The organism is Blautia sp. OM06-15AC (assembly GCF_003481425.1).
Classification (GTDB): domain Bacteria; phylum Bacillota; class Clostridia; order Lachnospirales; family Lachnospiraceae; genus Fusicatenibacter; species Fusicatenibacter saccharivorans.
Map to the genome: position 1 here is coordinate 1 of NZ_QULD01000005.1, position 13,766 is coordinate 13,766.

At 42.8% G+C, this 13,766-nt stretch carries 10 protein-coding genes and 3 pseudogenes; 8 read left to right on the forward strand and 5 right to left on the reverse strand.

Annotated elements, in window-relative coordinates; genetic code table 11:
* Nucleotides 1–920: 920 nt before the first annotated feature.
* The gene (locus DXB83_RS08180; protein WP_147399373.1) at nucleotides 921–2,906 is read left to right on the forward strand and encodes a hypothetical protein; all 1,986 of its coding nucleotides are present in this window, start codon (nucleotides 921–923) and stop codon (nucleotides 2,904–2,906) included.
* Nucleotides 2,907–3,164: 258 nt separating this feature from the next.
* On the opposite strand, the pseudogene DXB83_RS08185 reads toward DXB83_RS08180, so the two are convergent.
* Nucleotides 3,165–3,704 (reverse strand): annotated as a pseudogene (locus DXB83_RS08185) (helix-turn-helix domain-containing protein); the annotation flags it as partial.
* A 218-nt stretch (nucleotides 3,705–3,922) separates the two neighbouring features.
* Here DXB83_RS08185 and DXB83_RS08190 point away from each other — a divergent pair.
* From DXB83_RS08190 to DXB83_RS08200, 3 genes and pseudogenes are all read left to right on the forward strand, one after another.
* Nucleotides 3,923–4,192: a hypothetical protein gene (locus DXB83_RS08190; protein ID WP_055227428.1), complete on the forward strand. Its 270-nt coding sequence runs from the start codon at nucleotides 3,923–3,925 to the stop codon at nucleotides 4,190–4,192.
* Nucleotides 4,185–4,463, forward strand: coding sequence for a DUF4160 domain-containing protein (locus DXB83_RS08195; RefSeq protein WP_055227426.1), 279 nt, complete (start codon nucleotides 4,185–4,187; stop codon nucleotides 4,461–4,463). Before DXB83_RS08190 ends, DXB83_RS08195 begins: the two co-directional genes overlap by 8 nt.
* A gap of 502 nt (nucleotides 4,464–4,965) precedes the next feature.
* Nucleotides 4,966–5,148: pseudogene (locus tag DXB83_RS08200) on the forward strand (AAA family ATPase); the annotation flags it as partial.
* A 140-nt stretch (nucleotides 5,149–5,288) separates the two neighbouring features.
* Here DXB83_RS08200 and DXB83_RS08205 read toward each other — a convergent pair.
* Together DXB83_RS08205 and DXB83_RS08210 are read right to left on the reverse strand one after the other, a co-directional pair.
* Complete coding sequence (locus DXB83_RS08205; protein ID WP_118697427.1) at nucleotides 5,289–6,461, reverse strand: sensor histidine kinase; 1,173 nt, start codon at nucleotides 6,459–6,461, stop codon at nucleotides 5,289–5,291.
* Nucleotides 6,458–7,105 (reverse strand): response regulator transcription factor, encoded by a 648-nt coding sequence (locus DXB83_RS08210; RefSeq protein WP_022461282.1) that lies wholly within the window; start codon nucleotides 7,103–7,105, stop codon nucleotides 6,458–6,460. Before DXB83_RS08210 ends, DXB83_RS08205 begins: the two co-directional genes overlap by 4 nt.
* Before the next feature lie 133 nt (nucleotides 7,106–7,238).
* On the opposite strand from DXB83_RS08210, the gene DXB83_RS17270 reads away from it, so the two are divergent.
* From DXB83_RS17270 to DXB83_RS08225, 3 genes are all read left to right on the forward strand, one after another.
* A complete protein-coding gene (locus DXB83_RS17270; RefSeq protein ID WP_055218540.1) occupies nucleotides 7,239–7,382 on the forward strand; it encodes a CD1871A family CXXC motif-containing protein in 144 nt (47 codons plus the stop codon).
* Complete coding sequence (locus DXB83_RS08220; protein ID WP_118697428.1) at nucleotides 7,375–8,289, forward strand: 4Fe-4S binding protein; 915 nt, start codon at nucleotides 7,375–7,377, stop codon at nucleotides 8,287–8,289. The genes DXB83_RS17270 and DXB83_RS08220 overlap by 8 nt, the downstream gene beginning before the upstream one ends.
* 83 nt (nucleotides 8,290–8,372) lie before the next feature.
* Complete coding sequence (locus DXB83_RS08225; protein WP_118697429.1) at nucleotides 8,373–9,314, forward strand: TlpA disulfide reductase family protein; 942 nt, start codon at nucleotides 8,373–8,375, stop codon at nucleotides 9,312–9,314.
* Nucleotides 9,315–9,684: 370 nt separating this feature from the next.
* On the opposite strand, the pseudogene DXB83_RS08230 reads toward DXB83_RS08225, so the two are convergent.
* Nucleotides 9,685–11,154 (reverse strand): annotated as a pseudogene (locus DXB83_RS08230) (PTS transporter subunit EIIC).
* Nucleotides 11,155–11,407: 253 nt separating this feature from the next.
* Entirely contained in the window at nucleotides 11,408–11,887 is a 480-nt protein-coding gene (locus DXB83_RS08235; protein ID WP_118659237.1) for a PTS sugar transporter subunit IIA, read from the reverse strand.
* Between the two features lie 537 nt (nucleotides 11,888–12,424).
* On the opposite strand from DXB83_RS08235, the gene DXB83_RS08240 reads away from it, so the two are divergent.
* Complete coding sequence (locus tag DXB83_RS08240; RefSeq protein WP_117804786.1) at nucleotides 12,425–13,765, forward strand: TrkH family potassium uptake protein; 1,341 nt, start codon at nucleotides 12,425–12,427, stop codon at nucleotides 13,763–13,765.
* The last annotated feature ends 1 nt before the right edge of the window (nucleotide 13,766 follow it).

The window sequence follows — 13,766 nt, forward strand, 5'->3', positions numbered from 1 at the left end:
AACAGTATCAGATGGCTTTTATAAAATGTCAATATACGGATGATTACCTACTTGCAATTATCAGATAAAGTTCGGATATTATTAGAATTTTATAAATTTAATTACTGGCATCTTACGATGCCAGTAAAAAATAACAAAAAACTTTAGTAAGTTAATTTTAAAAAGCAAAGAGATTAAATTAAAACATATTTTCAGTTGATAGAAAATTAGTGGAGAGATATAATGAAGCAAATTAAATATTATGACAGAGTGTACATGTTTCGAGTGCGAAAGGTAAATAAACAGAAAAATACAGGGAGATTCGCACCGGAAAATGACAGGATGAAGAGAAAAGCGAAGAGAAGCTAGGTGAAAAAGAAAAGCTAGAATGAGAAATTTGGAAAGAATTAATAAAAATAAGAAGTGTTTAGCAGCAAAAATTATTTGAATTTGCAGTCGCCTTCCGTGAAGGCGTGAGTTGAGAAGAATAAATTCGAGAAATTGAACAAGAAACTAAAGTCGCCTTCCGTGAAGGCGTGAGTTGAGAATGAATAAATTCGAGAAATTGAACAAGAAACTAAAGTCGCCTTCCGTGAAGGCGTGAGTTGAGAATACTAGCATTTAGACCCTATAAATGTGCTGTTATAGAACGCCTATAAAGATGTTCCTCCTGCTCATTTGAATATTCTTGGAATATAAGTCTTCAATAGCATAAATACGGACCAAGGAAGCTGTATGAGAAGAAACAGAAGAGTAGAAAGTAAATGCTAAAAGAAAAGATATTATAATAGGAAGAAACACGAGTAAAAAATATTATAAAAAGAAAAAAACAAAAAGTCATGAATTGATTGTTATGCTGGAACATAGGTGTTAAAATCAAATTATATTGTAAGTACGGGGTATATATACAGTAATAAATTTGAGAAGTTTGTGAGCGTTATTTGCGTATACAAAAAGTTTGCATTTCCAAGAAAGAATTGTATAGGTTTGGAGGGATGTCAATGAATACAAGAGCGTATATTCCAATGGATTTTTGGAATGTTCCAGGAACACAGCTTGAGAAACTGCCATGGGAGCATGAACAGATATTGCGGCGGTATCTCAGCATGTCACAGCATATTTGTGAATTGGATGAGTTATATAGTATGATGGTTTTTAACTTGGAAAATATGTTTGAGAAATTCTCTTTACAATTTGACGATCGTATATTCGCTAAGAGAGGAGAAACTGTAGATGTGATTCAGATCAATGCGTTGCTTTGCAATGCCGTCAGCGCAGGGCGGACATTGATAGAATCTATGGAGAAATTTGATGAATTCTATATTTCTAAGGATAAAAGTTTTAAGAAAAACTTCATTTCGAAAGCATATGATCAATATTCGGAGTATAAAATTGTAGACTTTCTGCGAAACTATATGCAGCATGGCCATATACCGATTCATTATGATGAAGAAAAAATTTATTTAGATCTGTCAGAAATTCTGGAGACCACACATCTGAAGATGAATAAAAATCTAAAAAGGATGTTACAAAAGGCCAAAAAGGATTTGTTAGAGTATGGAGTAGCAGATACAAGACTTTGCTGTGTCCCGCTTTTTTATAAGTATTTTCTTTTGATTCATAGATTGTATCGGGCATTTTATTCGTATGCTGAGTATACATTGATGCAGATAGGAGAAGAAAAGCGAAAATTATTGCAGGATCATCCAGAATATGTACGGCAAGTGGATGAGATTGCTTTTGCGCCAGTTTATCAGGATGAATTGGGGCAGCTTCATGGAGTAGCGGTAGAGGACGGTTATGAAGAGAAAATTCGGGAAAATATAACGTATGCAGAAGAAAAACTTCAGGAATACATAAAAGGAAATGGACAGATCTGCAGTTTACAGATTGACTATTGCCTGGAATATCGTATTCCGGAAATGATCCTGATTCATGAGGAGGAGCTGTCGGAAAATCTGGTGTTTTATTGCAAAAAGCATGGACATGAGATTCGGCATGTTTCTTTTTATACGTATTATAAAGATGATATGGATAGCTATACACGCTATAAAATGTTTCCGTATATCCAATTTGAGGAGGGTGTCGAATGGAATGTCCCATATGACAGGGTGACGATTCGGGATTTCCTTCGCACATTTCCAGAGGCAGAGGAAAAAGGAATTCTTGTACAAGCCAACAATATGGGCGGGGATGGAATACAGATCGCGCAGGCGGTTTTGCAGGGATGGAAAACATTTTTATATCACAGTTCCCAGATATTGGACACGCTGGGAATAAACTCCCTGGCTGATGCAATCGACTGGGCGTCACGGGTAGTTTTTATTTATCAGAGTATTGGATGGCTGAAGAAGTCATTTGGAAAAAGAATCGAGAAGAAACCGACTATTGAGCAATTGGAAGAATATATCAGGAGAGCAGAACGGTGGGAGCTATCGCAGCTTTCATCTACACTGCATGCAGCGCCGGAATTGTTGAAACTGGTATTGAGCGAAGTGGGATATATCAGCCAAGATGGTGAGTTGTTTGTATATGATGAAGTAATAGCTACGCAAAGAAAAGAGGAAGAACGAAAACGTAAGGCAGAAAAAGAAAATTCGCATGGAACCCAGGTAGACTGCAGGAAAATGAATAAGGTGATAGAAGAGCTTAATGTCACGATTTTGTATTATGCAAGTTTACAGAATGAGAAAAAGGCAGAGGAATGTGGGAAAGAGACGAGGATAGGAAAATGCGTGGAGCAGGTGATCTGCAAGTATAGAGAGTTTCTATGGTGGGACGAAGTGAGAGAAGAGCTGAAGGTGAGAGATCCATTGCCGGAAAAATTTACAGAGGAGATCCAAGGAAAGATTTGCAGGGATGTGAGAGCGTTGGAGGAAGAGCTTTCTGGAAAATGCAGGGAATTAGAAAAGAATGAGAGCTTATGAAAATAGAAGAAATGAACATAAGATTACAAATAAAAAGAATAAAAAAGAAATTCTGTAATTTTTTTAAAATAGTGCATATTCCGCAAGAACTGCGCATCCGTTCCAGAGGAACGGAGCGCCATTCCGCTTCAAACTGAGCAAAGCTCAGCAGGTTTATTAGTTACCGTTGTTTACTCTACGATCTCTGCCAGGAAATTCAAGACGATATGCCTTGGATGTCATTCGGCTTAAGCAGGCATCTGCATAGGTGGAATCTCCAGATTGTCCCTGATAAATAAGAGGCGAAATGACCATGTCCTTTTGACGTAGTTCATGCTTTGTCATGTTTATACCAGCTCTGGACGAAGACAGACATTCCTTGTATTTGCGGTCTGCAAAGACAGCATCGTAACGGTACTTGTGAGCAATGGAACAATGATGGATGGCTTTCGGACATCCATTACAGACGTAAGGAGCCTTATCAAGACGGTTACACTGTTCTTTAACGAAATCAGGACAGGTTTGGTTACAGGTTGGACAGGAAGTACACTTAATGTTGCAGAGTATGATTTTCCTGCATACATTTGTTTTTCTGCAGTGATATCTATGAATGCAGAAGTTGTGAGCGTTAAGGAAGGATCCTTTATAATACCAATCACTTACACGATGGAGTTTCACTTCCTTCGAAATAGTTGTAGGATCTTTGCATAAGAAGCGGGCGATATCTTTAAAAGTGCTGCCGTTATTCAGGGAACGCTCAATGTATTTACGGTCTTCAAGGGAAAGATGTTTCTGGTTACCAGGAATATATTTACTCATAGAGATCTCCTTCTACTGCTGTCAGAAGGTCTTCATGAGCATAGCACGAATATATGAAAGATTAAACTCCACTCATGTAGGAGTAAATTCCACCGCATAAGCGGACGATGGAATTTACTTTTGAAATTTTCAGTGAAAGAATTTAGCTTTTAATCACATGACAACGACAGGGTATGATGCTATAATGAGTTTAAAAATAAGAAACGGGGTGACGTTGTATGATGTATCCATATATGACACTGGCAGATGAAACGGAGATTGTTCATTCACAAATTGTTGAAAAAGATGGAATGAAAAAAGTTATTGTAAACTTTGAACGACCAACAGAAGATGGATTTGATTCGGCAAGGTGTGAATTGCCTGATTACAAATGGACAGAACGCCAAGGATATTCGGATGAAGAAATAGCAATGTTTGAAGAACTCCTGCATAGTAATGCTCATTTGCTATACCGGTATGCGGAGAATGGGGGGATTCAAATTGCCTAAATTGTTTATGGTATGTGGATATACGGTATATTTTTGGTCTAATGAAAATGGAGAACCAATTCATGTTCATATATCAAAAGGTAAGCCTACTCCAAATGCGACTAAAATATGGCTTACAAAGTCAGGTGGATGCATTTTGGCAAGTAATGGAAGTAAAATTTCCAAGAAAGAGCTGAATGAATTGATGGAATTTATATCAGCACAGTTTTTCTTTATTTGTGCAAAATGGAAAGAGGCATTTGTGACGGATGAGATAGGATTCTATTGTTAAGCATATTGTAACTTATAGTACATCGGGGACCGGTCCCAAGGCGGTCAATCCAAAAGAAGATCACTATAATTCTGATACAAAGATAAGATTAAAAGATTTTCCTAATATTCCCATGACCTTAGCAAACGAGACACATGGGGGTATGCCCTATGAAAATGAATAGAAAAAGCGAGTAAAACGGCAGGGGTCTCGAAAAGGAGACGGCTGCCGTTTTACTCGCTTTTTACCAGGGTTTTCCAGCAGTACGATAGTTCCCGTCTACTCAGATTTTCATAGGGTCAGACCCCTAGAGTTGCGTGGACCAAAGGCTCTGGGCGACATCCGGGGCGTGACCTACATATACGGAATGTTCTACCGCTTCGGACTGATTGATGTGCCGTAAACGAGGCAAAGCAGAAGATAGGATCAACTTGCCATTTGAGTTCCCAAATGGTAAAATCAAAATGCACTGGGATATAATATCCTTTGCCTGTTAATGTAGCTTCGGAAAGGGCGTGGAAGAATGGCAGCGACGTTAAAACTTCCGGTTGGTGTCGAAGATTTTAAGGAAATTCGCCAACAAGGTTTTTGCTATATTGATAAGACAAGACTGATTGAACAGCTTCTTGACAGCTGGGGAAAGGTAAATCTTTTTACAAGGCCCCGCCGTTTTGGTAAGACCTTAAATATGAGTATGCTCCGAAACTAACGGATAATGAAAAACAAAGATATGGCGCGCTTGTCCGAATGCAGGACGGAAAATACGCAATGGACGAAGATACGCTGGAATCGGCACTCCAGACATTGCAGAACAGATGATGTCATCGACTGGCTTTTGGGATGATGTCACTGTGTAAAAACTACCTCAAAGATCGTTCCGCCGGACGGGCTGGACTGAACGGTTATTCTGCCGTCATGTACGCGCACGATTTCACGAACCAGGGCCAGCCCAAGGCCTACTCCGCCAAGCTGGCGGCTTCTGGACTTATCTACGCGGAAGAATGGTTCAAATATGCGTTCTTTTAATTCAGGCGGGATTCCGCTTCCGGTATCTTCTATGGACAGGCAGATGTTTTTTCCGCTCCGGTATGCGGTTACGGTAACCTGTCCGCCGAAATGGTTGTATTTGATTGCATTCTCAACAAGATTGTATACAATCCGGTAAATCAAAATGTCACTTCCGACCATAGTGGTATCTTTACAGTTCCCGATCAGTTTTATCTCCTTTTCCTGGGCAAGCGGTTCCAGATCCACCAGTACTTCATCGACGAGGGCATCAACGGCAATGGTTTCATCCCTGCTTACTGTTTGAAGCTCACTCATATCGAGCAGTGTCTTGACCATTTTGCTGAGCCGGCCGTTTTGCTCCGTCACCATTTTCAGTGTTTGTAAGGTGTCGGCGTCATTGCCGGGATGCGGGGTGGAATGGTATAAATCGAGCTGTACCTGCATGACAGACAGTGGAGTGCGAAGCTCGTGTGCTGCATTTGCCGTAAACTGTCTCTGGATTTCAAAAGCATCTGCGAGACGTTCCAGCATCTTGTTATACGAAATACGAAGCTGGTTCAGCTCTTTTACTTTGTTTTCTTCAATGCGCGAATCGGCCAGATTCTGTGCCTGCACCTCCTCAATTTTTTTGGAGAACTCACGAATGGGCCGAAGTGCATGGCCACTGATAAAATAGGTAGCGACACCGCCAAGAAGGGCCAATAAGGCGGAAAGGATCAGGCTGTTTCTTTTGTAGTCTGCTTTATTGTTGTACACCTGAACAGAGAAATCCCTGGCAAATTCATCCCACTTGTCCTCCGGAATGCTGATATAGATTTGATCGGAACCGTCTGCGGTACCGTCTCCGCCCTGATCTCCGGCATCATCGCCCCGGGCATCTACGGTCTCCTGCAGGGAATCGATATAATAAATTCCGTTTTTATAGACAAGCAGGGTCAGACATCCACAGATGACCGCAATATACAGGGTAATGATACAGGTAAGTCTCCACTGCAGTGATATTTTTTTCATCGGTCGGACTCCTCTCGTATTTGATATCCTTCGCCTACTTTATTTAAAATCGGATCGTATCCAAGTACCGCCCTGAGCTTTCGCCGAAGCGAAGACATATGGACGCGGATGGATCCGCTGAAGCTGTCCACGGAGGCATCCCAGACATGCTCGATCAATTCTTCCTGGCTTACCGGTCTGCCAAGGTGGAGAAGCAGATATTCCAAAATTCCGTTTTCTTTTCTTGTCAGGGAAACCAGGGTTCCGTTGGCATAGGCCTCTCGTTTGATGGTATCGAATTTGATCCCGCCACTTTCCAGACAGACATCCTTCTGCACAAATTTTCTTCTTGTCAGACTGCGGATCCGCGCTTCCAGCTCCTGCAGATGGAACGGCTTTTCCATATAATCATTTGCCCCGGCATCGAGTCCTTCTACTTTGTCTGCAATCTGTCCTCTTGCAGATAAGATCAGCACCTTCGTTTCTTCGTTTTCCTTTCGGAGCTCTTTTAGAAGATCCATTCCGTCCATGCCGGGCAGATTGAGATCCAGGACAATCAGATCATAATTTTCTGCCAGGATGCATTCCAGAGCCTCCGCCCCATCATAGCAGGTATCTACCTCGTACCCGGCGGCGTACAGACTTCTGGCAACTGTGTCACACATTTGTTTCTCATCTTCCACGATTAATAATCTCAAAATTTTTTTCACCTGCCCATTTCTTAACAATGATTTTACAACAGCTATTGTATAATATCAGAGTCAGCTGGTCAATCAATAAAATCAAAGGAGCAACCACATTTTGAAATGCAGAAAAATATCTCAAATTGTTCTAGTTATCACAGGCATAGCGATGATGGGCTATGGCGCCGTCAGAGGGGAAGCGGCTGCTGTGCTTGGGAAAGCAATTAAATTATGTCTGGAGTGTGTCGGAATTGGATAAGAAAAAGAAGTTACGATCAAAGAAAATAGCCGGAATACGCGGGTGGATCCAGGCAGCGGCCACACTGCTTACCAATCCTCATATCCCCAATTTTTTTCAGGGCAAAATATATCAGGGCAAAGTGAAAACGGTATGCGTACCGGGACTAAACTGTTATTCCTGTCCTGCCGCGACGGGAGCGTGCCCCATCGGAGCCTTTCAGGCGGTTGTCGGATCATCCAAATTTAAGTTTTCCTACTACATAACCGGGTTCCTGATTTTACTCGGCGTGACACTGGGAAGATTCATCTGTGGTTTTTTGTGTCCGTTTGGATGGTTTCAGGATTTGCTTCACAAAATCCCCGGAAAGAAATTCTCTACGGCCAGACTGAAGCCGCTGCGGTATCTGAAATATATCATCCTTGTTGTTTTTGTGATTCTTCTGCCGATGTTTGCAACGAATTCGATCGGGATGGGAGATCCGTTCTTCTGCAAATATATTTGTCCGCAGGGCGTTCTGGAGGGGGCGATCCCGCTTTCCATCGGAAATGCCGCAATCCGGTCTGCACTGGGCAAGCTGTTTTCGTTTAAATTCGGTATTCTGATTACGGTTGTCGTGCTCAGCATCTTGTTTTACAGACCTTTCTGCAAATGGATCTGTCCTCTTGGGGCAATCTATTCCTTATTTAATAAGGTAAGCTTTTTACATATCACGATTGAAAACAGCAAATGCGTCGGATGCAACCAGTGTTCCAGGGCATGTAAAATGGATATCGACGTGTGCCGGACCCCAAATCATCCGGAATGCATCCGATGCGGAGCCTGCATCAAGGCCTGCCCGAAGGATGCGATCCACTATCAGTTTCTGGGAAAAACGTGTCAGAAAAAGGACACCGGAGATCAACAGTCAGAGATCAGAAACCATTGATCAGCAGCAGATCACGAAGTATCGAAGGATGATATTGAATTCTTGTTTTTTACATTATACTATCTTAAAAGGAGCCATAACTTATGAAAACCAAAAGAACTTTTATCCCTGTTTTTACACTCAGCGTAGCATTATTACTTACCGCATGCAACGGAAAAGAGGCTGCAGACACAAAGAAAACGCAGACAACACAGACGGAATCCGGCACAGAAGCTGTTACGGGATCTGTTGCGGAATCCGGAACCGAAACGGCAGGGGCTTCCGGCACAAAGCTGGACGATTTATATCAGCAGGAAAACCAGATTTTTGCAGATCATGCGGATGTATGGAATAAGGTGTTTGGCATGATGAATAAAAGCACGGCTGATCCGAGCGGAAATTATGGGGATTATCTGGCAGACACGGTTGAAGCCAACAAGGACTCTTTTTCAGAGGACGAGCTGAATACACTGACGGATGATATTGCAACGATACGAAAAATCGAGGAACAGATAGCGGAAATGGAAAATGGCAATACAGCATCGGAAGATAGCAACGCGAAAAACGATTCCGAAGAGGCATCTCCGTTCCGGGATTTTTCGGGTCAGGATTATGATGGCAACACAGTTGACGAAAGTCTGTTTTCCAAAAATGCGGTAACGGTCGTGAATTTCTGGTTTACCGGCTGCAAGCCTTGTGTTGCTGAGTTATCCAAGCTGAACGAATTAAACGATGCAATCAAATCCATGGGAGGCGAGGTTGTAGGTATCAACACAGAAACCTTCGACGGAAATCAGGATGCGATCAAAGAAGCAGCAGCGGTTCTTGAAAGCCAGGGTGCGAAATACCGCAATCTTTCCATTGACTCTGCTTCCGCGGCAGGAAAGTATGCTTCCGATATTATGGCATTTCCTACCACAATCTTAGTCGATCGAAATGGAAATGTTGTGGGAGAACCGATGCTTGGCGGAATCGACAATCAGGAGAATTATGATACGCTGATGAAACAGATCCAGTCTGTGATAGATGCAGACAGCGCGAAGTAAGACGAGAGCTGCGGCGTTTTTTGGGAGAGAAAATGGGAGTGCGAAAAAACAAAGTTACGTTTTTTCGCACTCCTTTTCATAACAAGATTTTAAAAAAATACATTTACGAAACGATGTACTGTGCTGTACCTGTCACGAAAAGCTGCTCGGTGCTTAGAACAAGAGCTGAGGTCACACGGCGATTCCCCACATATATGCACACGTTTTCGGAACCACCAGTAATCCGACCTTTGGTTTTGATAGCAGCCATTTGACAAACAACAGCCGGGTTCCTGCTCTGCGAAAGGGCAGAAAATAAGGAAAACTTTGCGCAATTAAAAGGAGCATACCGCATCAGCGATATGCTCCTTTTGGACTACCTGGGTAAATATTATTCACAAAGTTTGGAGAAAGCGTCAGCTACGAACTGAACTTTTGTTCCAACGATAACCTGTACAGAGGTTTTGCCAGGTTTGATCACGCCTGCCACGCCGGCAGATTTGATTACCTTGTCGTTTACGGCAGTGATATCTTTCACTTCCAGTCGCAGTCTTGTAACGCAGTTATCAATGCTTGTGATGTTTTCTTTTCCGCCGCAGCCTTCCAGAATTTTAGCTGCGATTGCGGTATAGTTATCACTTGCCAGTTCTACTTTTTTCTCTGCTTCGAGATCGTCATCTTCGCGTCCAGGAGTCTTCAGATCCCATTTCTTGATAGCAAACAGGAATACGAAGTAGAATACGAGGAATGCTGCGATTCCAAGCGGAATGATCAGCCATATTTTCTGTGCTGCGGGCAGTGAGGATGAGAACAGGAGGTCCATAGCACCGGCGGAGAAGCTGAATCCTGCACGGAAGCCGAGAGCAACTGTGATCATAGTAAAGATACCATACAGTAATGCATAGATTACGTACAGAGCAGGAGCAAGGAACATAAATCCGAACTCAAAAGGTTCTGTAACGCCACAGATGAATGCGCAGACTGCAGCAGAAGCTACCAGACCGATCGCAGCTTTTTTCTTTGCAGGTTTTGCACATCTTACCATAGCAAGTGCAGCACCAGGAATACCGAACATCATACATGGGAAGAATCCGGACATGTACATACCAAGGCTCCAGGTTACATCAGCAGATGTTTCACCAGCCCAGAAGTGCTTCAAGTCACCAAGACCGATCGTGTCAAACCAGAATACATTGTTCAGAGCGTGATGTAATCCGGTCGGGATCAGCAGACGGTTCAGGAATGCATAGATACCGGCACCGACAACATCAAGGCTGACAATAGATTTACCGATTGCTACCAGAGCACCGAACAGTAATGGCCATACCAGTAACAGAACAGCAGATACAACGATAGAAACAACACCGGAAACAATTGCTACACAGCGTTTGCCGCTGAAGAAGGATAACCAGTCCGGAAGCTTGGTGTCTTTGAAACGGTTATAGCAGGCAGATCCGATGATACCGGCCAGGATACCGATGAACGGGTTTTCGATCTTGTCAAAGGCCAGCGTCTTTGTAGCACTCTCAGCGATGGACGGGATGATAGTTGTAACAACTCCGGTAGAAAGAAGTGTTGTGATCATCAGCTAGGATGCCAGAGCTGCGATTCCGCCGGTACCGTCATTCTTTTCTGACATACCGACACCAACGCCGATTGCAAAGAGGATTGCCATGTTGTCGATCAGAGCTGCTCCTGCTTTTACGAGAAACAGACCGATCAGGTTTACTACGCCCGAGATCTCGCCGCCCTGCATCGTTGCCGGACACAGCCGGTATCCGATACCCATCAGGATACCGCAGATCGGCAGTACTGCTACAGGAAGCATGAGGGCTTTCCCTAGTTTCTGAAGAAATTTCATATATTTCTCCCTCCTTAAAAGATAATTTATATAACTGGATACCTCCAATTAGATACGTGAATTTACCGAATCCACCCAATATACTTACAAAAGCAAGTGCAGAAAAGACATTGAGAGGGCATTTCGCAAAAGCAAGTGAGAAAAGGCTATAAGCGTACATTTCACAAAAGCAAGTGAGAAAAGCCTTCAAGCGTACATTTCATTTCATAAAAGAAGAGGATGAAGATTCATCTGACGAAAGATCAAAAAAAGATCAGGAAATACTGAGAACGGCTTCGTCTAAGGAAACTTCGCCCTCTTTTTTCAAGCTGATTTTCTCGTAATCATCGGTATTGCAAATCAGTACCGGAGTGACTGTGTTCAATCCGGCTCCGGTGATCTTGTCCAGATCGACATCCATCAGAAGATCTCCTTTTTTGACCTGATCGCCGGCTGCAACGTGTGCGGTAAACGGTGCGCCCTTTAGTGTAACCGTATCCAGGCCGATGTGGATCAGGATTTCGGTTCCGGAGCTGCTTGTGAGCGTGATGGCATGAAGAGTATCAAATACCATGGCTATTTCACCGTCTGTCGGTGCATAAATTTTTCCTTCCGACGGAATTACTGCGAATCCGTCCCCCAGGATTTTTTCGGAAAAGGTAGGATCCGGGACTTCGGAAAGCGGAACTACTTTTCCTTTGCAAGGTGCGTAAAGAACATTTTCTTTACTCTTTCCTTTTAGAAAATGAAACATAAAATTGATATCTCCTTTCGAAATAAGGTGCGATGTTTTTTTCGGGATATGGATCCGATTTCATCTGTAATTACGTTGAGTGATTTTTTGCGAAAAAATTTGGTATTTTACCCTTTGATCCGTTCTGTTTGACGTAAAAAGTCAACAAAATGCCATTGGGAAAGGAAACAGAGTATTTATTAAAAACAAAATTGCATAATTCTACACGAACTTCTCAATAGATTATATACATAATAACTGATGTGTAAGGATTTGTAAATACTTTTTTTGATATTTATGACAAAAGAATCTACTTTCAAAAGGAGAAAAATCGGTAGTTTAACCAATTAATGCGTTACTGCGATAAAAGAAGAATATACACACATTGGGGTCAGACCCCATTACTGTTGTGGGAAACTTTTGGGCGGTTCCTGTTTTTTGGTTTGAAATTCGAAAAATCTTTATACAATCTTAATGCCATGGAAAAGGTATTTATACGTTTTTAAAACGGAAGTCTCTAAAATAAGGAGGAATCAAAAAGAAGGAGTAAAAAGAGAAATGTGGAGTATAAAACTGCGATACAGGAAACAATGGTCGTCGTTTGAAATTATCATTCTTGGATTTGCGGGGGTAATTCTGGCAGGAGCACTGCTTTTGATGCTTCCTGTGGCTTCGCGGGAAGGAAATGTAACGCCATTTACAGAAACACTGTTTACTGCAACATCAGCCGCCTGTGTGACAGGACTGGCAGTCAGAGATACAGGAAGCTACTGGTCCGTCTTTGGACAGAGCGTGATTTTGCTGCTCATTCAGATCGGCGGTCTTGGTGTGGTTACGATCGCTGTTTCGATTGCGATGCTTTCCGGGAGAAAAATTTCCCTGATGCAGCGAAGCACGATGCAGGATGCGATTTCTGCCCCGAAGGTGGGCGGAATTGTGCGCCTGACGCGTTTTATCCTCAAAGGAACCTTTGGAATTGAACTGTTGGGGGCGTTGTTTCTTCTGCCTGTTTTTTTACGGGATTACGGCGGAAAAGGAATCTGGATGGCGTTGTTTCATTCTGTATCCGCATTCTGCAATGCAGGATTTGATCTTCTTGGAAAAACGGATCATCTGTATCCGTCCCTGACTTCTTATGTGGGAAATCCACTGGTTAATCTTACGATTATGGGGCTAATTGTAACAGGTGGAATCGGATTTCTGACCTGGGATGATATCTATACAAAAAAATACCATTTTCGTCAGTACTGCATGCAAAGCAAGGTGATCCTGCTTACAAGTCTGTTTCTGATTTTTGTTCCGGCGGCCTTCTTTTTCTTCCGGGATTTCGCTGGAATGCCGGTCAAGGAGCGGACGCTCTGCGCATTGTTTCAGTCCGTGACAACAAGAACGGCCGGATTTAATACGGCAGATCTTTCCGGGATGACAGGTGCTTCCCAGGCGATTATGATTGTTCTGATGATGATTGGCGGAGCACCGGGATCAACGGCTGGCGGAATGAAAATTACCACATTTGCCGTGCTGACAGCTAATGCGTCTGCTACGTTCCGTCAGAGAGAGGACACACAGATGTTTGGACGCAGGGTGGGCCAGGAGGTATTAAAAAATGCATCTACGATTCTGATGATGTATCTTTTTCTGGTGCTGATGGGAGGAATGGTGATCAGTGTGGCAGAAAATCTGCCGATTTCTGAGTGTCTGTTTGAGACAGCATCTGCTGTTGGAACGGTTGGCCTGACGCTTGGAATTACGCCGCAGCTCGGTGTTCTTTCGAAAGGAATTCTGATCGCACTGATGTTTCTTGGAAGGGTTGGCGGTCTGACGCTTGTTTATGCTGCGATGCCGGGGAGAAAGAGCGCACATGCAAAAATGCCGCTGGAAAAAATAAATGTAGGATAAG

What these genes read in the sequence shown, in the direction of transcription:
- DXB83_RS08240 (WP_117804786.1), top strand. Translation starts at nt 12,425, where the DNA reads ATGTGGAGTATAAAACTGCGATACAGGAAACAATGGTCGTCGTTTGAA.
- DXB83_RS08210 (WP_022461282.1), bottom strand. Translation starts at nt 7,105, where the DNA reads ATGTGTGACACAGTTGCCAGAAGTCTGTACGCCGCCGGGTACGAGGTA.
- DXB83_RS08225 (WP_118697429.1), top strand. Translation starts at nt 8,373, where the DNA reads ATGAAAACCAAAAGAACTTTTATCCCTGTTTTTACACTCAGCGTAGCA.
- DXB83_RS08190 (WP_055227428.1), top strand. Translation starts at nt 3,923, where the DNA reads ATGATGTATCCATATATGACACTGGCAGATGAAACGGAGATTGTTCAT.
- DXB83_RS08235 (WP_118659237.1), bottom strand. Translation starts at nt 11,887, where the DNA reads ATGTTTCATTTTCTAAAAGGAAAGAGTAAAGAAAATGTTCTTTACGCA.
- DXB83_RS08205 (WP_118697427.1), bottom strand. Translation starts at nt 6,461, where the DNA reads ATGAAAAAAATATCACTGCAGTGGAGACTTACCTGTATCATTACCCTG.